The sequence below is a fragment of the Luteibacter sp. PvP120 genome (assembly GCF_054055715.1).
Map to the genome: position 1 here is coordinate 47,587 of NZ_JBSRXP010000013.1, position 25,315 is coordinate 72,901.

General features: G+C 65.5%; 19 protein-coding genes and 1 pseudogene. 11 read left to right on the forward strand and 9 right to left on the reverse strand.

Annotated features, from left to right (window positions below):
• The first annotated feature begins 8 nt into the window (after positions 1-8).
• The 11 genes and pseudogenes from ACVKN3_RS18645 (at position 9) to ACVKN3_RS18695 (ending at position 9,730) form a co-directional block, all read left to right on the forward strand.
• A complete protein-coding gene (locus ACVKN3_RS18645) occupies positions 9-908 on the forward strand; it encodes a hydroxymethylglutaryl-CoA lyase (RefSeq protein WP_285406928.1) in 900 nt (299 codons plus the stop codon).
• Between the two features lie 60 nt (positions 909-968).
• Positions 969-1,454, forward strand: a pseudogene (locus tag ACVKN3_RS18650) (GNAT family N-acetyltransferase); the annotation flags it as partial.
• 150 nt (positions 1,455-1,604) lie between these two features.
• Entirely contained in the window at positions 1,605-1,940 is a 336-nt protein-coding gene (locus ACVKN3_RS18655) for a GNAT family N-acetyltransferase (RefSeq protein WP_255349648.1), read from the forward strand.
• Complete coding sequence (locus ACVKN3_RS18660) at positions 1,937-2,506, forward strand: GNAT family N-acetyltransferase (protein WP_354517404.1); 570 nt, start codon at positions 1,937-1,939, stop codon at positions 2,504-2,506. Before ACVKN3_RS18655 ends, ACVKN3_RS18660 begins: the two co-directional genes overlap by 4 nt.
• Before the next feature lie 95 nt (positions 2,507-2,601).
• Positions 2,602-3,369, forward strand: coding sequence for an SDR family oxidoreductase (locus ACVKN3_RS18665; RefSeq protein WP_354517406.1), 768 nt, complete (start codon positions 2,602-2,604; stop codon positions 3,367-3,369).
• 49 nt (positions 3,370-3,418) lie between these two features.
• Entirely contained in the window at positions 3,419-3,982 is a 564-nt protein-coding gene (gene efpL / locus ACVKN3_RS18670; protein WP_285406921.1) for an elongation factor P-like protein EfpL, read from the forward strand.
• A gap of 22 nt (positions 3,983-4,004) precedes the next feature.
• The gene (locus tag ACVKN3_RS18675) at positions 4,005-6,074 is read left to right on the forward strand and encodes an FUSC family protein (protein WP_285406919.1); all 2,070 of its coding nucleotides are present in this window, start codon (positions 4,005-4,007) and stop codon (positions 6,072-6,074) included.
• A gap of 62 nt (positions 6,075-6,136) precedes the next feature.
• Positions 6,137-7,162 carry an amidohydrolase family protein gene (locus ACVKN3_RS18680; protein ID WP_354517409.1) on the forward strand — a complete coding sequence of 342 codons (1,026 nt, stop codon included), beginning with the start codon at positions 6,137-6,139 and terminating at the stop codon, positions 7,160-7,162.
• Between the two features lie 69 nt (positions 7,163-7,231).
• Positions 7,232-7,729: a hypothetical protein gene (locus ACVKN3_RS18685; RefSeq protein ID WP_285406913.1), complete on the forward strand. Its 498-nt coding sequence runs from the start codon at positions 7,232-7,234 to the stop codon at positions 7,727-7,729.
• A gap of 19 nt (positions 7,730-7,748) precedes the next feature.
• The gene (gene kynU / locus ACVKN3_RS18690) at positions 7,749-9,032 is read left to right on the forward strand and encodes a kynureninase (RefSeq protein WP_354517411.1); all 1,284 of its coding nucleotides are present in this window, start codon (positions 7,749-7,751) and stop codon (positions 9,030-9,032) included.
• Positions 9,033-9,085: 53 nt separating this feature from the next.
• Complete coding sequence (locus tag ACVKN3_RS18695; protein WP_354517413.1) at positions 9,086-9,730, forward strand: hypothetical protein; 645 nt, start codon at positions 9,086-9,088, stop codon at positions 9,728-9,730.
• Positions 9,731-10,189: 459 nt separating this feature from the next.
• On the opposite strand, the gene ACVKN3_RS18700 is transcribed toward ACVKN3_RS18695, so the two are convergent.
• From ACVKN3_RS18700 to ACVKN3_RS18740, 9 genes are all read right to left on the reverse strand, one after another.
• Positions 10,190-14,551: an RHS repeat-associated core domain-containing protein gene (locus ACVKN3_RS18700; protein WP_354517415.1), complete on the reverse strand. Its 4,362-nt coding sequence runs from the start codon at positions 14,549-14,551 to the stop codon at positions 10,190-10,192.
• Between the two features lie 553 nt (positions 14,552-15,104).
• Entirely contained in the window at positions 15,105-16,358 is a 1,254-nt protein-coding gene (locus tag ACVKN3_RS18705) for a glutamate-5-semialdehyde dehydrogenase (protein ID WP_354517417.1), read from the reverse strand.
• 11 nt (positions 16,359-16,369) lie between these two features.
• Entirely contained in the window at positions 16,370-17,491 is a 1,122-nt protein-coding gene (gene proB, locus ACVKN3_RS18710; protein ID WP_354517420.1) for a glutamate 5-kinase, read from the reverse strand.
• 243 nt (positions 17,492-17,734) lie between these two features.
• Entirely contained in the window at positions 17,735-19,051 is a 1,317-nt protein-coding gene (locus tag ACVKN3_RS18715; protein ID WP_354517422.1) for an argininosuccinate lyase, read from the reverse strand.
• 10 nt (positions 19,052-19,061) lie between these two features.
• A complete protein-coding gene (gene argC / locus ACVKN3_RS18720) occupies positions 19,062-20,009 on the reverse strand; it encodes an N-acetyl-gamma-glutamyl-phosphate reductase (protein WP_354517424.1) in 948 nt (315 codons plus the stop codon).
• A gap of 6 nt (positions 20,010-20,015) precedes the next feature.
• Positions 20,016-21,332: an acetylglutamate kinase gene (locus ACVKN3_RS18725; RefSeq protein WP_285406899.1), complete on the reverse strand. Its 1,317-nt coding sequence runs from the start codon at positions 21,330-21,332 to the stop codon at positions 20,016-20,018.
• Positions 21,322-22,419 carry an acetylornithine deacetylase gene (locus ACVKN3_RS18730; protein ID WP_354517427.1) on the reverse strand — a complete coding sequence of 366 codons (1,098 nt, stop codon included), beginning with the start codon at positions 22,417-22,419 and terminating at the stop codon, positions 21,322-21,324. The genes ACVKN3_RS18725 and ACVKN3_RS18730 overlap by 11 nt, the downstream gene beginning before the upstream one ends.
• A 9-nt stretch (positions 22,420-22,428) precedes the next feature.
• Positions 22,429-23,634: an argininosuccinate synthase gene (locus ACVKN3_RS18735; RefSeq protein WP_354517429.1), complete on the reverse strand. Its 1,206-nt coding sequence runs from the start codon at positions 23,632-23,634 to the stop codon at positions 22,429-22,431.
• Between the two features lie 43 nt (positions 23,635-23,677).
• Positions 23,678-24,712, reverse strand: coding sequence for an N-acetylornithine carbamoyltransferase (locus ACVKN3_RS18740; protein WP_354517432.1), 1,035 nt, complete (start codon positions 24,710-24,712; stop codon positions 23,678-23,680).
• Positions 24,713-25,315 lie beyond the last annotated feature (603 nt).

The window sequence follows — 25,315 nt, forward strand, 5'->3', positions numbered from 1 at the left end:
ACCCTTCCATGACCGCATCCAACCACGTCCGCATCGTCGAGGTCGGGCCACGCGACGGCCTGCAGAACGAAAAAACCATGCTGGCCGCCGAGGTGAAGATCGCGCTGATCGATCGCCTCTCCGCGACCGGGCTGGCCACCATCGAAGCCACCAGCTTCGTCAGCCCGCGCTGGGTACCGCAGCTGGCCGATGCCGCAGAAGTATTCCAGGGCATCCACAAGGCGCCCGGCGTGGTCTACCCCGTGCTGGTGCCCAACCTGCAGGGATACGAGCGAGCGCGCGAGGTCGGCGCCACGGAAGTCGCGGTGTTCACCGCCGCGTCGGAAGCGTTCAACCAGAAGAACATCAACGCCTCCATCGATGCGTCGATCGATCGCTTCGTACCGGTAATGGAGCGGGCCCGAGCGGACGGCGTGGCCGTGCGGGGTTACGTATCCACCGTGCTCGGCTGCCCCTACCAGGGCGAGGTGCCGGTGGCCGACGTGGTCCGTGTCGCGCGTCGCCTGCACGAGCTGGGCTGCCACGAGGTGTCGCTGGGCGACACCATCGGTGTCGGCACGCCCGCCAAGGCGCGTGCGATGCTCCGCGCCGTGGCGGCGGAGGTGCCCATGGCGTCGCTCGCCGTGCATTTTCACGATACCTACGGGCAGGCGCTGGCCAATATCCTCGCCTGCCTCGAGGAAGGCGTGCGCGTGGTGGACAGCGCGGTTTCGGGCACCGGCGGCTGCCCCTACGCGCGCGGCGCCACCGGCAACGTGGCCAGCGAGGACGTGATCTACATGCTGCACGGCATGGGCATGACCACGGGCGTCGACCTGGACCGCCTGGTCGATACCGGCGCCTGGCTGGCCGGCCAGCTGGGCAAGGAAACCGCCAGTCGCGTGACCCGGGCCCGCACCGCGGCCTGACCTCCGGCACGGGCGGACGCCCGGTTGGCGCTTCCGCCGCCGATCGGGCAGCATCGGGGGATGCCTGCCGACTACCTCATCCGCCCCATCGAGCCCCGCGACGATGCCGACATCGCCGCGGTCATCCGTCATGTCATGCCGGAATTCGGTGCCGACGGGCCGGGCTTCGCCATCCACGATGCCGAAGTCGACGCGATGTCCACCGCCTACGCGCGGCCACGCGCGGCGTATTTCGTGGTGGACAAGGGCGGTCGCGCCATCGGCGGCGCCGGCATCGCGCCACTGGAGGGCGGTGACGACGAAACCTGCGAACTGCGCAAGATGTATTTCCTGCCCGAGGCGCGCGGCATCGGTGCCGCGTCCAACGTCATGCGCGCCTGCCTGGATGCCGCGCGGCGCGCCGGCTTCTCGCGCTGCTACCTTGAAACACTGACCGGCATGGATGCCGCGCAGGCGGTGTATTTCCGGCACGGCTTCACGCGCATCGACGCCCCCATGGGCGGCACGGGCCATTTCAGCTGCGACCGCTTCTTCCTGCGCAGCCTCAACGACGGCGACCTGATCGTGGCGCCGAAGCCGCCTTCGCTGGTGTTCGGCATCGACGATCCGGGCAAGGACGACGTGCTGCCGCTGATTGAACAATTGCACGGCTACCTGTCCGATCTCTATCGCCATCCCCTGCCCCAGGCGGTCGGCGTGGAAAATCTCCGTCGGCCCGACACCACCTTCATGACGGCGCGCGTGGACGGCCAGCCGCTGGCCTGCGGTGCCTGCGTAGACCAGGGCAGCTATGTCGAACTGAAATACATGTACGTGGTGCCCGCCTGCCGCGGCATGGGCCTGGGCAAGCAGATGCTGGAAGCGCTGGAGAGGCAGGTGCGCGCCGGTGGCGGTACACGGGTGAAGCTGGAAACCGGCGTGGCACAGACCGAATCGATCGAACTCTACGAGCGTTCGGGCTACCGTCGCTGCCCGCCCTTCGGCGATCATCACGCCAACCCGTCCAGCATCTTCATGGAAAAGCCCCTGTGATACGTATCGCCCACGAGGCCGACGCCGCTGCCTGCCATGCCATCTACGCGCCCGTGATCGAAGGCAGCGCGATCACCTTCGAGACCGAACTGCCCGGTGTCGAGGCCATGCGCGGCCGCATCGCCGCACGCATGGCCAGCCACCCTTGGCTGGTGTGGGAGGAAAACGGCACGGTGCTGGCCTATGCGTATGCGGGACGCTTCCGCGAACGCGCCGCTTACGACTGGGTCGCCGAAACCTCGATCTACGTGCACGAGGACGCGCGCCGCCGCGGCATCGCCCGGCGCCTGTATGGCGCGCTGCTGGACGCGATGCGCCTGCAGGGCATCAATCAGGCGGTGGGCGTGATCACGCTGCCGGGCGATACCAGCGTAGCCATGCATGGGTCGATGGGCTTCACGCCGGCCGGCGTCTGGCCCAGCGCCGGTTACAAGCTCGGCCGGTGGTGGGACGTCGGCGTATGGAGCCTCTTCCTCAGCGCGCCGGAAAACCCGCCGTCACCCGTCGTCCCGTTCGCCGCCCTGGTGGCGTCGGGTCGCATGCAGGCGTTCCTCGCCGAACGCTGATCGCATGCACCGCGGCCGTGTGCTCCCGCACAACGCCAAGCCGCGGTGCCTCGGCTAAGATGGGCCTCTTTGCCAGTCGCTTCCGCGGAGTTTCCATGCAGCTCGAACAGGTCAGGGCCGTCATTACCGGCGGCGCATCCGGTCTCGGCCACGCCGTTGCCAAGCGTCTCGTCGAGGCCGGCGCGAAGGTCGCGCTTTTCGACGTCAACGAGGAAAAGGGCCAGGCCGCCGCCGCCGCGCTGGGATCTCAGGCATCGTTCCGCCGCACCGACGTCACCTCGGAAGACGGCGTGGTCGCCAACATCGCCGCCGCCAGCGAAACCATGGGCGGCCTCAACGCGGTGATCAACTGCGCCGGCATCCTGGGCGCGGGCCGCGTGCTGGGCAAGGAAGGCGCAATGCCGCTGTCCACCTTCAGCACCACCGTCATGGTCAACCTGGTCGGCAGCTTCAATGTGGCCAAGGCCGCCGCGCAATTGATGCAGGCCAATCCGCCCGGCGACGACGGCGAGCGCGGCGTCATCATCCACACCGCTTCGGTGGCCGCGTACGAAGGCCAGATCGGCCAGGCCGCGTATTCCGCCTCCAAGGGTGGCGTGGTCGGCATGACGCTGCCGATGGCGCGCGAACTGGCACGGTTCGGTATCCGCGTGAACACCATCGCGCCCGGCATCTTCTGGACGCCGATGGTCGACGGCATGCCGCCGCAGGTGCAGGAGTCGCTGTCGGCATCGATCCCGTTCCCGTCGCGCCTGGGCAAGCCGGAGGAATTCGCCGACACGGTGGCCTTTATCCTCGCCAGCCGTTACCTCAACGGCGAAACGATCCGGCTCGACGGCGGCGTCCGCCTCGCCCCGAAGTAATCCCCCTTCCCTCACCCCACTCCATTCCACGACATCGAAGTCGAACGCCATGAAAGCATCCGAAGTCAAAAAGGGTAACGTCGTCGAGAACGACGGCACCGTCTACCAGGTCCGCGACATCGAACGCAGTGCGCCGTCCGCGCGCGGCGGCAACGTCACGTATCGCTTCACGCTGTATTCCATCCCGGGTAACCGCAAGTTCGACCTGAGCGTGCGCGCCGACGACGAACTGAAGGAAGTCGCGCTGGAGCGCCGCCAGGCGAAGTTCTCCTACATGGATGGCGACGCGTTCGTCTTCATGGACGACGAGGACTACACCCAGTACACGCTGGACGCCGCCGTGGTCGGCGACAACGCCGGCTATGTCGTGGAAGACCTGGAGGGCTACTACATCCAGGTGATCGACGATGCGCCCGTGGGCCTGCAGGTGCCGACCTCGGTGGTGCTGACGGTGACCGACACCGCGCCCGAGATGAAGGGTGCCAGCGCCACCAAGCGCTCCAAGCCCGCCACGCTGCAGACCGGCGTCGAGATCCAGGTGCCCGAGTACATCACCACCGGCGAGAAGGTTACCGTCAACACGCTGACCGGCGAATTCGCCGGCCGCGCGTAAGGGTCGTCGAAGCGCCCATGCCATGAACGGCCGCTATTCGTTTCGTGCCAGTGTCATCGATACGCTGATCCGGACGAAGCGGCCCGACGTACCGGTGCGCGTGGCCTTGCGCAACACCGCGGCCGTGGTGTTGCCCATGGCCCTGGGCATCCTGCTGGGGTATCCGGAGATCGGCCTGGGCGTGGCCGCCGGCGCGCTCGACACGATGTTCTCCGATCAGCCGGGCCCCTACCAGCAACGGCTCAGCCGGTTGTTCCTCGCGGCGCTGGCCGCGGGTGCGGCCTCGCTGGTCGGTTTCCTGATCGGCGACTGGGTGGGGCCGATGTGCCTGGCCTGCCTGGTCTGCGGCTTCCTCGGCGGCATGCTGGTGGTGTTCGGCCCGGACATCGCCCGCGTCGGCATGACCAGCATGCTGCTGCTGGTCATCACCGCGGCGACGCCGAAGGATCTCATCGGTGCGCTCAGCGGCGGCGCCCTGATCTTCGCCGGCGGCATGCTGCTGGCCGCATTCTCCGTCGCCGCCTGGCCGCTGCAGCGCTATCGGCCCGAGCGACTGGCCCTGGCCGTGGTGTACCGCGGGCTGGCCGACCTGGCGCGCAAGCCGCAGAAGGACGGCGAGGCACCGGCGCTGGCCGATGCCATGAACACGCTGCAGACCACGCTGCTGGGCCGCCACCATGCGCACGGCCGTGCCATGGAAGCCTTCCGGGTGCTGCTGGAACTGGCCGAGCGCATCCGTCTCGAACTGATCGCCATGGCCGAGTTGGACGCCCGTCGCGACGGCATGGGCGACATGTTCCGTGCCGATGCCGCGCGGGTGCTGGACGCCACGGCGGACGCCCTGGACGCGGCCGAGCCGCCGCAGCGTGCCGAGCGCGCCCTGGCCACGCTGCAGGCCAGCGAGCGCGCCCTGCTCGCCGGCTCGACCGGCACGGGGCTGGGCGGGCATATCCGGGCCTTGTCCGGCCAGTTGGCCGCCGCGGTGCGCAACACCAACTGGGCCGGCTCGCGCGGCGAGGAACGCGCGCAACGCGCGGAAACCGCACTGCCGGAAACCCTGCGCAGCGGCTCGGCGCTGGCCACCCTGCGCGCCAACCTGACGCCCGGCTCCGTCGCCTTCCGTCACTCGGTGCGCTGCGCCGTGGTGCTCACGCTGGCCTTCGCCGTGTCGCGCCACTTCGCCCTGCCGCACGGCTACTGGCTGCCGATGACAGCCGCCATCGTGCTGCGCCCGGATTTCGCCGCCACCTTCAGCTTCGGGCTGCTGCGCGTGGTCGGCACGATCCTGGGCCTGCTGCTGACGACCTTCGTGCTGCGCCTGACACCGGACGTGGCGTGGGCCCACCTGGCCGTGATGGGCGTGCTGTGCGTCGGGTTCCGCTACCTCGCCGTCGCGCACTACGGCATCGCGGTGGCCGCCCTCACCGGCACCGTGGTGGTGCTGCTGTCGTTCGAGGGCGTGGACCCCAACGCGGCCATGGCCGACCGGGTACTCAATACCGTGCTGGGCAGCGGGCTGGCGCTGCTGGCCTACCTGCTGTGGCCGTCGTGGGAGCGCCACCAGGCACGCACGTCGCTGTCGACCATGCTCCGCGCCTATGCCGACTACCTCGACGCCCTGGTGGTCCCGGCCGACCGGGGCACGCGTCATGAGGTGCGCACGGCGACGCGTACGGCCCGCACCAATGCCCAGGCGTCGGTCGACCGCATGCGCGCCGAGCCCGGCACGCCGGCCGTGCTGCTGGAACTGGCGGAAACCCTGTTCGCCAACGGCAACCGCCTGGCGCGTACGGCGATGGCACTGGAATCCCTGATCGACGGGGACGAAGTGCCGGAAGCCTGGGCACACGTGGGACCGTTCGTGCACGAGGCCGCCGTCGCGCTGCGGGCGCAGGCCGAGGCCCTGACCCGCACGGAGGGCATCGCCGTGCCGCCCCTGCTGCGCGAGCACCAGCGCCACCTGATGGCCTCGCTGGGGCGCGCCACCGATCGCGAGCTGGCGGGCGCGCTGGAGCGCCTGACCGACCGCCTCACCGACAACGTCGACACCATCGCGCACGTGGTCACCCGGCGGTCGGTCACCCCGGCCTGATCCGACGCGGGATTGCTGCACCGCCAGAGGCCTTGTCCGCGGGCCGGCGCTACACTCCGGCCATGCTCAAGATCGACACGCATGCGCATATCCTGCCTCGTGACTGGCCCGATCTGGCGGCCCGCTACGGCGACGACCGCTTTCCCGTGATGACCCATGCGAGCGGCCACCATCGCATCTACAAGGACGGGAAGTTCTTCCGCGAAGTGTGGGAGACGGCCTTCGATGCCGAGGTGCGCATCGCCGATTACGCGCGCTTCGGTGTCGACGTCCAGGTCGTCTCGACCGTGCCGGTGATGTTTTCCTACTGGGCCCGCGGCCATCACGCGCTGGAGCTGCACCGCCACCTCAACGATGCCATGGCCGAGGTCTGCCAGGCCCATCCCCGGCATTACGCCGGTATCGGCACGGTGCCGTTGCAGGCACCCGAGCTGGCCATTCGCGAACTGGAGCGCTGCATCGGCGAACTCGGCCTGCAGGGCGTGCAGATCGGTTCGCACTGCAACGCCTGGAACCTGGACGCGCCGGAGCTGTTTCCCTTCTTCGAGGCCGCCGCCGACCTCGGCGCCGCCGTGCTGGTCCACCCGTGGGACATGATGGGCAGCGAGAGCATGCCCAAGTACTGGCTGCCCTGGCTGGTAGGCATGCCGGCCGAACAGGCGCGTGCCGCGTGTGCGCTGATCTTCGGTGGCGTGCTGGAACGCCTGCCCTCGCTGCGCGTCATGCTGGCCCACGGCGGCGGCAGTTTTCCGTATTCCATCGGGCGCATCGAACATGGCTTCCGCATGCGCCCCGACCTGGTCGCCACCGACAACCCGCGCAACCCGCGCGAGTACCTCACGCGTCTGTTCTTCGATTCCTGCGTGCACGACGCGGCCGCATTACGCTACCTGCTGGCCACCGCCGGCACCGATCACGTCATGCTCGGCACGGACTACCCGTTCCCGCTGGGCGAGCAGGAGCCCGGCAGCGGCATCGACGCGCTGGGCCTGGACGACACCGACCGGGCCAGGCTATTCCACGGCACCGCGCTGGCATGGCTGGGGGTGCCGCTGTCCCGCTTCGAGATGGACCCCGTACCCGCGTGACGTGACGTGGTGCTGTGCAAGAATGCGTGCATCGCGCGGCACCGCCGCTGGACCTGGGGAATCCGTACCGTGAACCGCTCCGTGCCTGCCCTCCTGCTAGGCCTGTTGCTGGCCAGTCCCGCCATCGGCGCCGCCGAGGTATCGATGGCCGAGGGCGCCATCCGTTTCAGCGTGCCCGACAGCTGGATCCCGATCATGCAGTCGCAGGGCGAGACCGAGACGCAGATCTTCCAGGTACCCGGTGCCAATGCCGCCGACGCCACGGTCGCCCGTGTCTCGGTAACGCTGCAGAAGGTGCCCAACCTCAACGGGTTCCAGCAGTTTTCGGGCAACATGCGCAGCCGCGCGTCCGGCCTGAAGGACTACGCGGCGGGCAAACCCGCCGGCCCCACCGAAAACGTCTACAAGGCCCGGGAAGGCACGGTGACACTCGAGTACTACGAGCGTTATTTCTACAGCGGCGGCTATGCCATCCAGCTGCGCTGCGCACGCCCCGCCGGCGACGCGAAATGGAGCGCCGGTTTCGACAAGGGCTGTGCCGAACTCGCCGCCCGCATGCCCTCCTGATGTACCCGAGGCTTTTCGTATGACCGGTTTTGAAGCGACCCGCGCGTGGGCCGATGCCCAGGACGCGAACGACCCGCTGCGTGCGTTCCGCAACGCGTTCCACATCCCGCCGCATGCCGGCGGGGACAGCCTGTATTTCTGCGGCAACTCGCTCGGCCTGCAACCGAAGAGCGTGCGCACGGCGATCGAGGCCGAGCTGGCCGACTGGGCCGACCTCGCCGTGGAAGCCCATTTTCGTGGCCGCTCGCCATGGATGCATTACCACGAGTACGTGCGCGACGCGATGGCGCTGGTGGTCGGCGCACAGCCACACGAAGTGGTGGCGATGAACACGCTCGGTGTGAACCTGCACCTGATGATGGTGAGCTTCTACCGGCCGACCGCGGAGCGCCCCGCCGTCCTGATGGAGGCCGGCGCCTTTCCGACGGATCGCTATGCGCTGGAATCGCAGGTCCGCTTCCACGGGTTCGATCCCGCCACCGACCTGATCGAGCTGACGCCCGATGGCCCGGGCGGCACCTTGTCGGCCGATGCGATCGAACGGGCCATCGCCGAGCACGGCCACCGCGTGGCCCTCATCATGCTGCCGGGCGTGCAGTACCGCACCGGCCAGGTGTTCGACCTGGCCACCATCGTCCGCCTGGGCCATGCCCAGGGCTGCAAGGTAGGCTTCGACCTCGCGCACGCCGTGGGCAACCTGCCGCTGGCCCTGCACGACAGCGGCGCGGACTTCGCCGTCTGGTGCACATACAAATACCTCAACGCCGGCCCGGGCGCCGTGGCCGGTTGCTTCGTGCACGAGCGCCACGCCCACGCCGACGTGCCGCGCTTCGCCGGCTGGTGGGGCCATGACAAGGGCACGCGTTTCCAGATGGGCCCGCATTTCGTTCCCACGCCGGGCGCAGATGGCTGGCAGCTGTCCAACCCACCGATCCTGGCACTGGCGCCGCTGCGCGCCTCCCTGGATATCTTCACCCAGGCCGGCGGCATGCCGAGGCTGGTGGAAAAGAGCCGCCGCCTCACCGGTTATCTCGAATGGCTGATCCGCACCCGCCTGGACGACACGCTGGATGTGGTGACGCCCGCCGATCCGCTGCAGCGGGGCGCGCAATTGTCCGTGCGTGTCCGTGCCGGGCGCGATGCCGGGCGCGACCTGTTCGGTTACCTCGAACAACACGGCATCATTGGCGACTGGCGCGAGCCCGATGTCATCCGCCTCTCGCCCACGCCGTTGTACAACCGCTTCGCCGACTGCCTCGGTGCGGTGGAAGCCATCGAAGCCTGGCGCGGCACGCAGGCATGAGCGAGCAGGAACTGTTCCCGGCACCGTACAGCGAACGCGGCGACGGGTTTGCCGTGCAGGCGGTGACCCATTGGTTGCGGACGGCGCCTGGGCGGGTGATGTTTGGGCTGAAGGCTGGCGGCTTGCCGGTCATGCTGCCGGAGCGTCCCGTCGGCGTGTCCCATGCCGGTATGGAAGTGAAAGTCGATGGTCACGTGACCGCCATCGACGATGTCAGTAGCGTGTGGCTGCGCGATCATCCGGCGGTCACCGACCGCTACGTTGCTGCGCTCCGCGCGGTGCTGAAACATCCGAGACTGCGCATGGACGGCTACGCTACGCATGCGATCTTCAACGGTACGGTCGAACTGTTTGCCGGTCGGCGAATGGACCGCATCGATCTTGAACTCGACGATGAGGATGGCTCCTTCCCGCGAGCGATGGAGCTGTTACGCGACGCCCCACGCGACACGCGTACCGCTTTTTCCATGCCGCCCGAACCGGGTGCAGGCAGCTTCGACGATCCGCTGTTTCTTGCCGGTAACCAGGCGTGGATCGATGGCGAGCGCGTCCTGATCGAATACGAGCCCGACGAAGGCGGGCGTATCGAAACCGTCGCCCTGGGTCGTGATGCCCTCGCCGATGCCATCGAGCGGGCGTGGTGCGCGATGATGGATGTGGCCGAGCGGGTTCGTGGCGAACTCGTTCGACCAGCTTAGGACCGCTTACGAGCCGCGTCGTCCAAGTCCGATACGACACTGATCCATTGCGGCTTCACAGGTGCGGTTAACACAATAAGCAAGCCCGCCTTGACTAAGGAAATACTGGCTGGCCCAACACTTTACATGTTGTCATTAATATCATCAGCATTTGCTTTGCATATCTCCTTGGCACTTTGGAGCAGTTGAGTCCTTTATGCAAATGCCACCGCGCACCATTTGCAAAAGTCATTTAATTATCGATATCCCTAGGATCGGGGGTTTGATGCCACCGCCAAAACTTCAATCCCGCCTTCCCATAGTGGAAATAACGAGAAGACATCCGCAGTACGAAAACCGTACCGCCTACAAGAATGCCTTCACCGAGCCAGCGGGGAGAAAAAGGCCTTATAAGTATGAAATAGAACAGAAGCCACGCAGCAAATACACCAATTTTTATAGCAATTCTCATGTTCAGCCTCACTGTCGGGGCATTGTGTGCTGAATATATGGCTCGTTGCCATAATCTGCGTGAGTCGCACCTTCTCCGAATCCAATCCCGATCAAGCCAGCACCAAAGCTCCCCATTCCTATTCCGACTTCTCCACCTAGCCCCATACCCAAACCAAGCCCACCCGCATCGACCGCTGGACTCGGAACTCCATCGCTTGACCCAGCGGGGCCGTCAGGGTACACCCGAGCTTGCTCAGGATCTGTCCACATGCCATAGGGGTAATACGGCACATGACGATAGTCGTGGGGATCAAGACCCAGTGGATCGACCAAGTTCAGCGGTTGTCCCAACGCATAAAGATAGGTCGATATGCCTCCTTCGAGGCCAGTGGGGTCGCTCTCTAGATACCGACCCGTTGAGGCTTCGTAGGTACGGTTCACATTGTATACCAGCCCGCTTTCGACATCGAAATACTGGCCGGCATACCGAAGGTTCAGCGCATAAGAACCCGTGACTGTAGGAGCTACTTCTCCGAAGGCATTCGACGTGTAATGCCACAACCAAACCACGCCGCCCGCTGCATTGGTCACGGCGCGCGGGGTTCCGAGGGCGTCGGCATGAATGTAGTTCACGGCAGAAGTCGTTGCCGTGGTGTCCACGGTGGCAACGGGAATATCATCCATCCAAACGATGTTGCGCCGGCTGCTCGCCGCGTAGTCGCCCAGCAAATGGGCGTTCTCGTCGTAGACAAAACGTGTCGCAGTCGCGCCAACCATTTTCATGGTGCGCTGGCCCAAGGCACTGACCGTGTAGGCGCCCACTGTTTGCCCATTCGCTTGCACGACCGTCAAACGGCCACGCCCATCGTAGCCATAGCCAAAGGTCTGACCCGCGCTCACCGCGGCGGTCGTATTGCCCGATGCGTCGCTGGTACGTGCCGCGTTGCCAATGCCACTCAATCGGTGGCTGTTCGCAAGATACGCATAGGCGCCCGTTGCCGTGCCCGACCCGGACTTCGTCAGGCGATCGCCGGTGAGGTTATAGGTGAAGGTTTGAGTGGCCGCTGCGGCAGTGCCCACCCGAACGAGCCGTCCCAAGCTGTCGTAAGCGTATTGCTCGGCGATCGGCGTGGTAGTCGTCCGGTCCGACACTCCCGCGATCCGTCCTAGAACATCTCGAGTGAAGTGCAACGTGACGGCCGGGCTCACGACATCGGTGGCTGCATAGTTTGCATCATAGGTCCGAGTGACTGTTTGACCATTGCCCAGCTTGTAGCTGAGCACGGGGCCAAACGGCAGATAGGTCACGGCCGTCACCGCGTTGACCGCCTTGCCCGCGACTGGCGTCGCAGCGATGGCGGTGACTTGCCCCAAGCTATTCCGGCTGTAAGTTAAAACGGTCTGATCCGGATTCACCAGCGTTTTGAGTCGCCCAGCCGCGGTGTAGCCATAGCTGATGGTGTCGGTCACCGTGCCCTGGAGTTGCTTCTTCTGAATCACCCGGCCGGTGCCGTCGTAACAGAAAACGGTAGTGACCGACTTTTCGACGATTCGGGTCAGACGGCCGATGGGCTTGGACGCCGTGCATCCGGTGATGCTGTTGGCCTCATCGTAGGCATACGTCGCGTTGAGGGAGGTATCCGCGAAGGTCTGCGCTGTCACTCGATCGGCAGCGTCATAGGCGTAATGGCGCACAACGTTACGTGCGTCCGTATGACCCGTGTGGTTGCCCGCGGCATCGTAGGTGTCAGCGCTGATCCCACTGTCGGGACTCTGCAGACCTACCCGATTGCCCAACCCGTCGAAGCTTGGGAAAGTGTTCAAATTCGATGGATCGGTGATGCCGACCACCCGATCCGAGGCGTCGTAGGCAAGGGTGGTCGCGGCGTTGCGGATCGCTGCATCGGCGCCATTGTAGTTGCGCACCGTTCCCACCAATCGTCGCAACGGGTCCCAGGATTGCCGTTCCAGCACGCCCAGGCCGTCGCTGTGCTGGATCAGGCTACCTTGGGCATCGTAGTCCCCGGCATCGGCCGCCGAAAAGATGGTTTGATTCAGCCCATCGGTGACTGCCGTCAACTGACCCAAGGCGTTGAACTGTTGCGAGCGCTGCCGCAGGGTGTGATTCCCAACATCGGCCACCCGCTCGGCGGTGACATTGCCCGCTTGGTCCAAAGTGTAAACAAGCGCATTCCCCAAAGCGTCGTCGGTCCAGATCAAGCGATGAGCGGCGTCATAGCCGTAACGCATCACGACGCCATCCGGATCCGTGATGGAAGCGACCTCGCCGTAGGGGGTATACGTAAAGACCGTCTTGGCGCCATCGACCGTCCGACTACCGACCCAGCCGCGCGAGGTGTAGGTGGTATCCGTGATGGTGCCATTCCCATCGACGACCCGCGTCACCCGCCCCGCCCCGTCATAGGACGCGAAGGTGACCGCATGCCCGACGGGATCGGTCGCTGTGCGCAAATCCCCTGGCTGGTGGCAAGCGGAGCCGGGTGTGCCGCATCCGGTCGTGGCAGTGTCGGTGTAGTAGGTGTACTGAACCGCCGAGGAGACGTCGGTGCGGGGGCCTTGCACCGATTTGAGCAAGCCCGCAAAAGCACACCCGCTCTCCGTGCCGGTGCAATAGCTGTAAGTCCAGCGTCGCACCCCGGCAGGCGGCATTCCCGTCGCTACGCAGACGTAGCTTGGCGCTTTAGCCGCATCGATCTCGCAGCGTGCGAGAAGCTTTCCGCTGGCGTCGTAGGCCCAGCCTTCTTTTTGGGTAATCGTGCCCGACTTGTCGGCCACCGATCGAAGGGTCGGCACGCGCAAGGCGTCGTCCCACGTCGTGGTAGTGGTTCGCTGGCTATCGGTGCCCACCGCTTCGACCTTCGAGGTGACCTGACCATAAGCGTTATATTGCGTCTGGGTGACTCGACCGAGAAAATCTGTGGTGCTCGCGGGGTAGCCGCTGGCATCGTAAGTCCGGGCTTGATAGGCAAGATCGCAATCGGGATTACATGCCGTATCGACGCCGGCCAACCGGCTCAATCCGGCCGGGGAGGAGAACGACAGGTTCGCTTTACCGCCCAAAGCGAAGGTAACCGTGGTGGTGCCGTCGGCGTTATACGTAAATTGCGTCCCGTTTGAGCCGCTTCCGGTCGTACCCGCACGGTCGCCGCCAAAGTTCATACCCGCTGTGCGTCGCTGGTCATCGTAGGCGATCGTGGCATACCGCTGTGCGGCCTCGTCTACGATGCCCGTGAGCAAGGGGCCGTAGGCCGTGTGAAACAGCCCCGATTCGTTGTAGAAGTACTCGATGAACTTTGTGTCTGCGAAGGTGACCGTATCAAGATAGCCTTCCGACGTGTAGGCGTAGGTGATGTTTGTCCCATCCGGCAGTCCGAGCGCTGTAATACGGCCTTTTGCATCGTAGGAAAAAGCCAGTGCGCGGCCCTTCTTGTCGATTACTTTGATCAACAGGCCGGCTTTAGGAGCCACCGATGTAGGGGTTGACGCATCGCTGTAGGTGAGCGAAACACCTTGACCGTAGGCATCAGCTATCGCGATAAGCCGCCCGGAAGCGTCATACGTTTCGTCACGCTGGGAAATGCTGACGAACAAGTGATAGGCAACAATCGCACCGTTCCCATCGACCGATTCGGTCAACCGTTGGCCACTGGAGGCATCCGCCGTCCAGACACCGTTGGTCCGGTGATAAGTTGATTTTGATCCATCCGGACGGGTGGCCACAGCCGTAGTCACCGGATGACCTAGCACCTGCAGCGTGCGGTCAAAACTGTGGCGCCACTGTATGCCGATGCTCGTTGTATCGATGTCATCGTTGCTCGAATAGAAACGCTGAAACTCAAGCCATGGCGTGCCGGCGTAGTCAACCACATGAAGGATCTTATCCCCCGTTTGCGCATTTGCCGGATCGCCGACGGTCGGCGTAGAGTCATCGTGATGATGACCTCCGCCGTCGCCGCCAGGGCCATCATCACTGGGCGAGGGCACGCTGCTGGTCGCCTTGATCCTCGGTCCAACGATGTAACAGCCTCCTCCCAGAACCGTATCGGCCACCGTTCCACCATGCGTAGCTGGGTCGACCGGTTGCAACGTGACGGTGCATCCAAGGCCATAGCACCCGCGTAACGCGGCGGCAAAATCGGCTCGCGCGGCATCGATGGTGTCTTCATCGACGGTCCGATCCTTATAGATGCTGGTGTTGTCTTGGCAGGTGTGGCCAGCCTGCCATCCCTCCGCGTAGTAAGGGGGGCCCCACTGAGTCACAGGAGCTGCGTGAAGGGCGCCAACGAATGCGCACAAGGCCCCGGCGAATAATAAAATGCTGATTGCGCGTGCACAGACGGACGACATACATCCGAGAAAAAGCGGCATACCCTAATCCTTTAAGTCAACGTGAATGGCTTTAAAGCGCGCACACGAGCGACAGCATGTCGTAAGAGCTTTGCCCCCGAGCTCTCTTAGCTGGCGAATTCTCACCACGACATCATCTGACGTCAAGTGGCTTCAGCCTCATTTCCCACATTCTTTACGCTTGCAAAGTGGCCGAAGCAACATTGAACGCGTCAATCCATGCGCGCGGAGTTGCGCTAATAAATCCCGCATCGTTATTCGCAATATGTTGCGCTTTCTGAATTACGACGATTGCGTTCCGAGCAAGGGGAATCACCGTCGTGGTCACCGAAACATAAACGCATGCTTGGGCTCGTTACTGCAAAGCCGGCACGAGTGCGGAAAACGCTGAGAGGGTGCGTGCGCATTCTTCGCGGGATTTATCGGGGTAGACGAGGAGCAGTCCGTCGGCATTGCGGAAACGTAGCAAGACATCCTTATTTGGCCTCGCGTCTCCGTCGACAACGAGAAGACCAGTTATAAAGAACCTTATAGGTACGGCCAACGTCCCTATGTCGAGTTTACGTCGGAACACTTAGATGGCGCGGGTTTGGCCAGACCCACGCACGACAAACCGCTCCACCGTCAACGACTCCGCGCCCATCGGGCCGTAGGCATGCAGGCGCGTGGTCGAAATGCCGATTTCCATGCCCAGCCCCAGCTCACCGCCGTCGCTGAAGCGCGACGACGCGTTGACCATGACCACCGCCGAGCGGATGGCACGAATGAATTGCGCGGCCGCCGCGTCGTCGCGCGTGGCGATCACTTCGGTGTGGTCGGAGCCATAGCGACGGATGTGTGCGATGGCATCGTCGAGCGTCGGAACGACCCGCACGGCGATGACGAGGTCCAGGAACTCGGCGGCGTAGTCGTCCTCCGAAGCGGACACCACACCCTCTGCCAGAGCACGCGTCGCATCGTCGCCGCGCACCTGCACGCCCAGCTCGCGCAGGCGCGAGATCGCGCGTGGCAGGAATGCGGCGGCGGCATCCTGGTGCACCAGCAATGTCTCCAGCGCATTGCACACGCCGGGACGACTCGTCTTGCCGTCGACCAGCAGGCGCAGGGCCAGGTCGTGATCCACGTCGCGATCGATATAGAGGTGACAGACGCCCTTGTAGTGCTTGATGACCGGCACACGCGCATGCTCCGCCACGAAGCGAATGAGGCCTTCACCGCCGCGCGGAATCGCCAGGTCGACGATGTCCACCAGCTGCAGCAGTTCGATCATCGTTTCGCGGCGCGGATCGTCGATCAGCGTGAGCGCGGCCTCCGGCAGGCCCGCATCGCGCAGCGCGCCGCGCAGCACGTCGGCGATGGCGATGTTGGACTGCATCGCGTCGGAGCCGCCGCGCAGGATCACCGCATTGCCGGCCATCAGGCAAAGCGCGGCCGCATCGGCGGTGACGTTGGGCCGCGCCTCGTAGATCATCGCGATGACGCCGAGGGGGATGCGCACGCGCTGCACCTCGATGCCGTTGGGCCGTATTTCGCGACGGGTGATCAGGCCGACCGGGTCCGGTAGCGTGGCCACGTCGCGCATGGCCCGCGCGATGGCGAACACCCGTTCGTCGTCCAGACGCAGGCGGTCGAGCATGGCCGTCGCAGTGCCGCTCGCGCGCGCCGCGGCCATGTCGATCGCATTGGCCGCGAGGATGGCGGGAGCGGCCGCTTCGAGCGCCTTCGCCATGGCCGTCAGCACGTGTCGCTTGGACGCCGTGTCGAGGGACGAGATGGCGGATGCCGCATCGCGACAGTCGAGCGCTCGCTCGCGCAGGGTAAGCGTCATGGTGGCCTCGTTCATGCGGGAAGGACGACCAGGTCGTCACGGTGGACGACGTTCTCGCCGTAACTGTAGCCGAGCGATACCTCGATATCGCGCGTATGGCGGCGCGCGATACGCCGGATATCGACGGCGGCATACTGTGCGATGCCGCGGGCGAAAACAGTGTCGTCCTCGGCAATCTCGACCACGTCGCCACGTGCGAAATCGCCTGTCGCGGCCGACACGCCTCCGGGCAGCAGCGAGGCGCCACGCTCGCGCACCGCGCGTGCCGCGCCCTCGTCGACCACGATGCGGCCTGCCGTAGGGGTGTGGCGCAGCCAGTACTTGCGCGCCGCCAACGGCATGCCCGGTGCGTGCAGCCGGGTGCCGGTGAGCACGCCATCGGCCAGGCGCGCCACACAGGCAGGGTCGCGTCCGTTGAACAGCACGGTCTCGATACCCGCCGCCGCGGCCTTGCCGGCAGCTTCCAGCTTGGTCCGCATGCCGCCCGTGCCGGCCGCCGTGCCCGCTCCGCCCGCGCTGGCGAGATGCGCCGGAGTGACTGCCGTGACGCCGTCGATGGGTTGCGCGTCGGCATCGGTGCGCGGGTCGGCCGTGTACAGGCCGCCGATGTCCGATGCGATGAACAGCACGTCGGCATCGACCAAGGCCGCCACGATCGCCGCAAGGTTGTCGTTGTCGCCCAGTTTCAGCTCGTCCACCGCCACTGTGTCGTTCTCGTTGATGACGGGGATGGCGCCGAGCGCGAGTAGCTCGCGCAGGGTGGAACGCGCGTTGACGTAGCGGCGGCGGTTGCGCAGGTCGTCGTGGGTGAGCAGCACCTGCGCCACCGGCGCGTCGAAAAACCCCTGCCACAACGCGATCAACCGTGTCTGGCCCAGTGCGGCCAGCGCTTGGCGACCGGTCAGCCCTGCGGCGCGCTCCGGCGCGGCAAAACCCCGCCCGGCCGCGACCGCGCCGGACGATACGATCACCACCTCGCGACCGGCGCTACGGCTGGCGCGCACGAAGGCCGCCAAGCCTTCCGCATGCTCGCCGCTGAGCGCGCCTGCTGGCGTCGTCAGCAGGCTGCTGCCCACCTTGAGCACGGCGCGGCGCCACGTCGGCAAGGGTTGCTCGTTGAAGCCGCCAGCCATGGAGTCTCCAGGATGATATGGGCTGTGTAGGAGCGCACGATGTGCGCGATGGCGGTGCGTTGTTGGTGAAGGGTGCGTTGTTACGTGTAGGAGCGCACGATGTGCGCGATGAGATGGCGTTATTGCTTGAGGTTGCGTTGTCGTTCGGGATAGGGGACGTGCTTAACCGCCTTTGATTTTTAGATTTACGGCCTCATTCGCAAGATGCAGCATGAGGGTTCGCGCACATCGTGCGCTCCTACATCACGGTGACGAGTCGCGAGGTGGAGAGCCTAGGGTGGAGAGCCTTTGGTGGAGGGTGGTCAGCATCAGGTCGTGGCCGGCGCCGGGGGAGGTGCGGGCGGCGAGGCTGGATTCGGGCGTGCGGCCGTCGCCGGCCGAGGCGGCGGTTTCGGCGGCGGCGCGGTACGCATCGCGGAATGGCACACCGGCCACGGCCTGCTCGATCGCGACGTCGGTGGCGTACATCGCCGGCTCGATCGCGGCGCGCATCTTGTCCGCTTTCCATTCGAAACGCGCAAGCATGTCCGGCAGCAGGTCGAGGGCACCCAGGCCCATCGAGAAACCGTGGAACAGCGAACCCTTCGAGAACTGCAGGTCACGCTGGTAGCCCGAGGGCAACGACAGCAGCTGCTCGATCTCGGTGCGCGCGGCAGCCACGCTGGCATAGCTGGCGCGCAACAGTTCCACCACATCGGGGTTGCGTTTGTTCGGCATGATCGACGAACCCGTGGTGTACTCGGGCGGCAGCGCCACGAAGTCGAACTCCGCCGTGGTGAACAGCGACAGGTCCCAGGCCAGGCGGCGCGTGTCGAGCAACGCCGTGCCCACCGCGTCCAGCGCGGCCATCTCGAACTTGCCGCGCGAGAGCTGCGCGTAGATTGGCGAGACCTGCATGCGGGCGAAGCCGAGGGCTGCCGTGGTATGGGCGCGATCCAGCGGCACGTTGACGCCATACCCCGCAGCGGTGCCCAGTGGGTTGGCGTCGATCAGCGCCAGTGCCTGCTTCGCGCGCAGCGTGTTGTCGATGAACGCCTCGGCGAACGCCGCGAACCACATGCCGGTGGACGACACCACCGCCCGCTGGATATGCGTGTACCCGGGCATCGGCAGGGCATCGCCCGCTGCGCGCTCCAGGCAGACCTCGGCGATACGGCGGCACAGCGCTTCCAGCGTCGAGAGTTTCTCTTTCAGCCACAGGCGTGTCGCCACTAGCACCTGGTCGTTGCGACTGCGCCCCGTATGCACGCGGCGGCCGGCATCGCCCAGGCGTTCGGTCAGGCGTGCCTCGATGGCAGAGTGACCATCCTCGAAACGGTCGTCGAGCACGAACGTGCCGGCCGAGAAGTCGGCCGCCAGCGTGTCCAGTTCACGCAGCAGGGCATCGCGCTCGTCGTGCGACACCACGCCGATATTGGCCAGGCCCTCGACGTGCGCCTTGCTCGCGGTGATGTCGTGCAGGAAGAACTCGCGATCGAGCACCACGTCGTTGCCGGCGAGGAAACGCATGATCTTCGCGTCCACCTGGATGCCGGATTTCTGCCAGAGCGGCTGGGTCATCGTAGGGTCCTTAAAGCGGGATAGCGGTGAGCTCGTCGAAGCCGAGCGCACGGTTGACGTTCTGCAGGGCCTGCGTGGCCGCACCCTTCAGGAGGTTGTCCAGCGTGGCCACGACGACCACGCGACGGCCGTCGACGGACAGCGCGAAACCACCCACGTCGAGATGGTGCCGGTTGGCGATCTGGCTGACCCACGGCGCCTCGTCGACGACATGGATGAGCTTTTCCTTCTCGTAGCGCGCCTCGAAGCGACGGACGATATCCTCCCGTTTGGCCTGCTTGGCCAGGTAGAGGTTGGTCGTTACCGTCAGGCCACGGAAATGCGGCGCGACGTGCGGCATGAATTCCACCGGCATGCCGAGGTGCCGGCTGGCTTCCTTCTCGTGCATGTGTCCGGTGAGCGCGTACGGCATGAGGTTGTCGCGCAGCTTTTCCGGATCGTTGCGGTCCGAGGGCGTGGTGCCCGCGCCGGAATAGCCGGAGACACCGAACGACACCGGCGGCGCCGCCAGCAGGTCCTTGATCGGGGCGATGGATGCCTGGATCGCAGTGGCATAGCAACCGGGGTTGCTGATTCGCTTCTCGCCGCGCCAGCGGTCCCGGTAGAGTTCGGGCAAGCCGTAGTACCAACGCTCGTCGAAGCGGTAATCCGCCGACAGGTCGACGATCACCGTCGAACCGCCGGCCTTGTCGATCGCCTCGACATACGGTGCCGCCTTGCCGTTGGGCAAGGCCAGGATCACCACGTCCACCCCCTGCTCCGCCACCGCGGCCGGATCGAGGTTGCCGAACGCCAGGGTTCCCTTGTAGGCCTCGTTGTGGTCGGCGAGCGGCTGCCCCGCCAGTTCGCGCGACGAGACGAAGGCCAGCTCGAGGCCGGGATGGTTCGCGACGAGTGTGATCAGCTCGGCGCCGGTGTGGCCGCGCGCGCCGACGATGCCGATGGTCTTGCTTGCCATGACCGCTCAGTCCTGAAGGGTGGGGACGCGCGTGGCGCAATGCGCCACGCAGCGTTCGATGTCCGCGAAGTTGTCCAGGCCGTACCAGAACACCTTCCAGCGCGACTGCTTGAAACAGCCGTCGGACTCCGCGTAATAGAAATGGTTGATGACGTTACCGTGGCGCGAACGCCAGAACAGCTTCGGGTTCTCGTCGCGCATCACCTGCCACACGGCACGCCCCAGGCCTTCGCCCTGCGCGTCGTCCAGCACCGCGAACTTGTCGAGGTACGCGAAGCCTTCGTCCTGGGTGAGCACCATCGCCGCGCGATAGTTCTCCGAGACATAGAGGCGGTAGAGGTCGGTGCGCTCGAAGTAATCCGGCACCACCTTGCGCCCGAAGCTGGATTCGATCAGCTCACGCAACCGCGCCTTGTCCACGCCCTCCCACGACTCGAAACGCAACACGCGCTCGCCGCGGCGGACCAGCGTACCGGAGCCCTTGTGGGTGAACAGTTCCTTGGCCAGTTCCGCCGGGCGCGTGATCGATACCGAAGAAGTCAGCGGCAGGTCGTCCAGCAGGTCCTTGATCTGCTCGATCTTCAGGCGCATGCCCGAGTGCAGCCAGGGCTGCTTGAGCAACTGGTCGTACTCGGTCGACAGGTTGATCGAATCGATCACCGTACCCTCGCCGTCCAGCAGGCCACCGGTGCCCGTCAGGAACACGATCTTGTAGGGCTGCAACACGCGCACCAGTTCGTTGGCGGCGAAGTCGGCGTTGATGTTGAGGATCTGCCCCGCGTCGGTTTCGCCCAGGCTGGCGATCACCGGGATGGACCCGGCACGCAGGCTGGCCTCGATCGGCGCGAGGTTGATCTCGCGCACGCGCCCCACCAGGCCGAAGGTGGCCTGGTCGAGGAACTCGGCGGCGAACACGCCCGAAGGCACGGAGGTGGCACGGGTATCGGCTTCCTGCAGCGACTCGACCAGGCGCAGGTTCTGCGCCTGGAACACCCGGCGCACGATAGCCAGCGCTTCCGGCGAGGTCACCCGCAGGCCGTTCACCGTCTTCTTCTCGATCCCGGCGGCGGCCAGTTCCTCGTCCAGCTGCGGACCCGCGCCGTGCAGCACGATGGGCGTCAGGCCCACCTGCTGCAGGAAGGACAGCGAGGACGTCAGTGCCGGCAGGTCGTCGCGCAGGACCGCGCCGCCCACCTTGACCACGGCGAAACGCGCGGCGTCCAGCTGGGAGAAACGCTTGAGGTATTGCTGGATCTCACGTGCGCTGCCCATGGAGGACAGCAGGCGCACAATGGTCTTGCGGGTATGTTGGTTAGATTCCACTGTCGACGATCCGATGGATGGTCCTGGCATAGGCAGCCAGTTGTTCGAGGAGGACCCACTCGTCGGCCGTGTGCGCCTGGGCGATATCGCCCGGGCCGTAGACGAAGGTGGTGTAGCCGGCCTTGGAGAACAGCGCCGCTTCCGTCCAGAAGTCCACGGCATTGCCCACCGGGATGCCCAGCTCGTCGGCGACGTCGCGAGCGGCCAGCCGACGGGTCTCGGCCGTGGCGACGTCGCCCGCCGGCAGCGAATCGCCGCGGAAGGTTTCGCCGTATTCCACCGGCGCCGGATCGACCAGCGTGCGGAAGGTCTCCAGCAGGGCATCGGCGTCCATCGAGGGCAGCGGCCGGAAACCGAAACGCACGTCCGCCGTGGGGGCGATGACGTTCGCCTTGATGCCGCCCTCGATCTTGCCGATGTTGAAGCGCAGGCCCGTCAGGCCACCGAAGCGCTCGTGTGACAGCGCCTGCACGTGGTCCAGCGCGGCGGCACCCCAGCGGGTGGCCTGGTGCAGTGCGCTGTCGGACGGTTTCTGGTCGCCCGAGGCATGCCCTGCCCGGCCCTGGAAACGCATCTGCACCGAGAGGATGCCCCGGTGCGCCAGCACCGCCTCGCCCTGGGTCGGCTCGGCGACGATGATCGCCTCGTAGTCGCGCGGCGTCTTCAGGAAGCCGTCGATGCAGCGGGCGTCGTTGGCTTCCTCGTCCGTGGACAGCAACAGCGCCATGTCGCCCTGCGTGGCGTTGGCCACGGCGACCAGCGCCGCGGCGGCGCCCTTGATGTCGCACGCGCCCAGGCCGATTGCGCGGTCTTCGGTCACCCGCAGTTCGTGCGGGCTCGCCGTCCAGTGCGGCGAATCCGGCACGGTATCCAGGTGCACGTTGAACAGGTACTTCGGCGTACCGCGCACGGCGTACAGGTTGACCGCGCCCGCGCCGAAATCGGTAACCTGCACATCGAACCCCGGGAGGTTGGCGCGCAGGTAGTCGAAGATGCCGTCGGTGCCGATCTCACGCGGCGGATTGCGCGTGTCGAAACCGACCAGCGCACGCAGATGGGTCAGGGTGTCGTCGAGAAGCTTGTCCATGGTCGTGGATCAGTTCCCGTTGGCGCGGTCGACTTCCGCCCAGATCGTCGAGCTCATGCCGTAGAGCTTGATGAAGCCCTCGGCCTCGGCCACGCCCCAGTCGGCCGCCTGTGCGTAGGTCGCCTTGGACGAGTGCAACAGGTTCTTCGATTCGACCTTCACCGCGTAGATGGAACCGCCACGGGTCTCGACGATGACGTTACCGTCGACCTTGCGCTGCGTGGAGACCAGGTAGGCCTCGAGGTCGGCCTTGATCGGGTCGTTGAAGAAGCCCTCATAGGCCACTTCCGTCCACTTGCGGCCGATTTCCGGCTTGAAGCGGTTCTGCTGCTTGGACAGCACGGTTTCTTCGAGCGCGCGGTGCGCGGTCAGCAGCGCGGTCAGTGCCGGCGCCTCGAACACGATACGGCCCTTCAGGCCGATGTTGGTGTCACCCGTGTACAGGCTGCGGCCCACGCCGTACTTCGCCAGTTCGCGGTTGAGGAAAGCAAGGATCTCCGGACCCGTCGCCGCCTTGCCATCGAGCGAGACCGCCACACCCTTCTCGAAGCCCAGCTCGATGCGCAGCGGTTCGGACGGCCATTCGGCACGCGGTGCGCACCAGCCGACCGCACCCTCGCCCGGGATTTCCCATGCGTCGATCTCGCCGCCGGAGATGGTCACGCCCAGCACGTTCTCGTTGATCGTGTAGTGCTTGGTCTTGGCGCGGACTTCGAAGCCCTTTTCTTCCAGATAGGCCTGCTCGTAGGCACGCACCTGGGTGTGCTCGCGCTGGATCTCGCGGATCGGCGCCACGATGGTGTAATCGCCCAGCGCACGCACGGTCAGGTCGAAGCGCACCTGGTCGTTGCCCATGCCGGTGCAGCCGTGCGCGAACAGCTTGGTGCCCAGTTCGTCGCAACGCTCCAGCGATGCCTTCACGATGAGGTAGCGATCCGACACCAGCAGCGGATACTGCCCCTGGTAGAACTCGCCCGCCCAGATCAGCGGTGTGACGAAGCTGTCCCAGATCGCCTGCGACGCGTCGACGGTGCGGTGCGAAGCGGCACCCAGTTCGGTCGCGCGCTGCTCGATGTATTCGCGCTCCTCCGCGGACACGCCGCCGGTGTCGACGAACACGGTGTGCACGGCATAGCCACGCTCCATCAGGTGGGGGACGCAGAAGCTGGTGTCGAGGCCGCCCGAGAAGGCGAGGACGATATCTTTGCTGGACATGCTGGCTCCGGGAAAAGGGGTAAGGGACAAGGGGAAGGACGAATCAGAAACCGAGGCCGGACCTGGCGCCCGACGCGTGCGAAATGAGCGAGGCCATGACGGCCTTCTGGACGTGCAGACGGTTTTCCGCCTCGTCGATGGCGATGCATGCCGGCGAATCCATCACCGCGTCGGTCGCCTTGATGTTCCGGCGCAACGGGAGGCAGTGACTGAACAGCCCACGGTCGGTGAGCGCCATCTTGGCCTCATCGACGATGAAGTGCTTGTTCGCGTCGCGGATGGCCTTCTCTTCGTCCCAGCGGCCGAAGTACGGGATGGCACCCCAGCTCTTGGCGTAGATCACATGCGCGCCGCTGTACGCCGATTCGATATCGTGCGACACCTGCAGCGACCCACCGTTCTCGGCGGCATTCTGCTTCGCGAAGTCCATGTAGCGTTCGTCCAGGACGTACTCGGGCGTGGGACACAGCAGGGTCACGTCCATGCCCATCTTCGTCGCGATCATCAGCGCCGAGTTGGCCACGGCCGTGTTGAGCGGCTTGGGATGGTAGGTCCAGGTCAACACGTATTTCTTGTTCTGCAGGTCGCCCAGGTGCTCTTTCAGGGCCATGGCATGGGCCAGCTCCTGGCAGGGATGGGTGATCGTCTCCATGTTGATCACCGGCACGGTGGCGTAGCGTGCGAACGCCTTCAGCACGATGTCCTGGCGATCCACCTGCCAGTCGACGAACTTCGGGAAGGCGCGCACGGCGATGATGTCGGCATAGCGCGACAGCACCTGGGCCACCTCGGCGATGTGCTCCTCCGTATCGCCGTCCATCACCGTACCGACCTCGAACTCGATCGGCCACGCGTCCTTGCCCGGCGCCAGCACCACCGCGTGCCCGCCGAGCTGGAAGGCACCCAGTTCGAAGCTGGTGCGCGTGCGCATGGACGGGTTGAAGAACAACAGCGCGATCGACTTGCCAGCCAGCTGCTGGCCCTGCGGCGACCGCTTGAACTCGGCGGCCTGCGCGAGCAGGGCGTCGATCTCGGTGCGGCTGTAATCCTGGGTGTTGAGGAAGTGGCGAACGGTCATGGCAGTCCAGATCGGTCGGTGGCCCGGGGGCCGTGGGTGGAGTGGCAGGAATCGGAAACGAAAAAACCCGGCACGGGGCCGGGTTTTTTAGTCGATGCAGATGAAATGCGCGCGACAGCCTACCCGGCCGAATGTCCGATGTACGGTCGACGAGCACGCGAGGTCATTCCTGCGGCCATGCGGGCGCTGGTAAAGACGACGGCGGTGTAGACGGTATGGGACACGGCAGGGTCACGAAAAATGGAAGTCCGATCATGCCGGGATTTGTTGCGTCGCGCAACTTGGTTGGTTGTAGATCCCAGTTGCGGACGTTGATCGTGATTTCGTGGGCGGGGCTCGCCTTCGGCATCGCGTTTGGCCTTGGGTCTTGGAGCAAGAGCCGGCGGGTGCCACCCTCGGGGCCACGCCTGTGGCGACCCATCAAGGAAAGGCCGCTAGCGCGGCCGTGTATCTGGTTCGCGCACATCGTGCGCTCCTACGCGCGGCCGTTTATGGATTGCCCTTCGGGCCGGGTCGGGCTTCGAACGGGGATTTTCGATTCGCCATCCATGGCTCAGCGAAAATGGCCGGCCGTCCTGGCCGGCCCCCTTCGGGCCTTGTCCG

Excerpts from the sequence above, each read along its gene's own strand:
- ACVKN3_RS18645 (WP_285406928.1), top strand. The coding sequence starts at position 9 with ATGACCGCATCCAACCACGTCCGCATCGTCGAGGTCGGGCCACGCGAC.
- ACVKN3_RS18665 (WP_354517406.1), top strand. The coding sequence starts at position 2,602 with ATGCAGCTCGAACAGGTCAGGGCCGTCATTACCGGCGGCGCATCCGGT.
- efpL (WP_285406921.1), top strand. The coding sequence starts at position 3,419 with ATGAAAGCATCCGAAGTCAAAAAGGGTAACGTCGTCGAGAACGACGGC.
- ACVKN3_RS18675 (WP_285406919.1), top strand. The coding sequence starts at position 4,005 with ATGAACGGCCGCTATTCGTTTCGTGCCAGTGTCATCGATACGCTGATC.
- ACVKN3_RS18680 (WP_354517409.1), top strand. The coding sequence starts at position 6,137 with ATGCTCAAGATCGACACGCATGCGCATATCCTGCCTCGTGACTGGCCC.
- kynU (WP_354517411.1), top strand. The coding sequence starts at position 7,749 with ATGACCGGTTTTGAAGCGACCCGCGCGTGGGCCGATGCCCAGGACGCG.
- ACVKN3_RS18700 (WP_354517415.1), bottom strand. The coding sequence starts at position 14,551 with ATGCCGCTTTTTCTCGGATGTATGTCGTCCGTCTGTGCACGCGCAATC.
- ACVKN3_RS18705 (WP_354517417.1), bottom strand. The coding sequence starts at position 16,358 with ATGACGCTTACCCTGCGCGAGCGAGCGCTCGACTGTCGCGATGCGGCA.
- proB (WP_354517420.1), bottom strand. The coding sequence starts at position 17,491 with ATGGCTGGCGGCTTCAACGAGCAACCCTTGCCGACGTGGCGCCGCGCC.
- ACVKN3_RS18715 (WP_354517422.1), bottom strand. The coding sequence starts at position 19,051 with ATGACCCAGCCGCTCTGGCAGAAATCCGGCATCCAGGTGGACGCGAAG.
- argC (WP_354517424.1), bottom strand. The coding sequence starts at position 20,009 with ATGGCAAGCAAGACCATCGGCATCGTCGGCGCGCGCGGCCACACCGGC.
- ACVKN3_RS18730 (WP_354517427.1), bottom strand. The coding sequence starts at position 22,419 with ATGGACAAGCTTCTCGACGACACCCTGACCCATCTGCGTGCGCTGGTC.
- ACVKN3_RS18735 (WP_354517429.1), bottom strand. The coding sequence starts at position 23,634 with ATGTCCAGCAAAGATATCGTCCTCGCCTTCTCGGGCGGCCTCGACACC.
- ACVKN3_RS18740 (WP_354517432.1), bottom strand. The coding sequence starts at position 24,712 with ATGACCGTTCGCCACTTCCTCAACACCCAGGATTACAGCCGCACCGAG.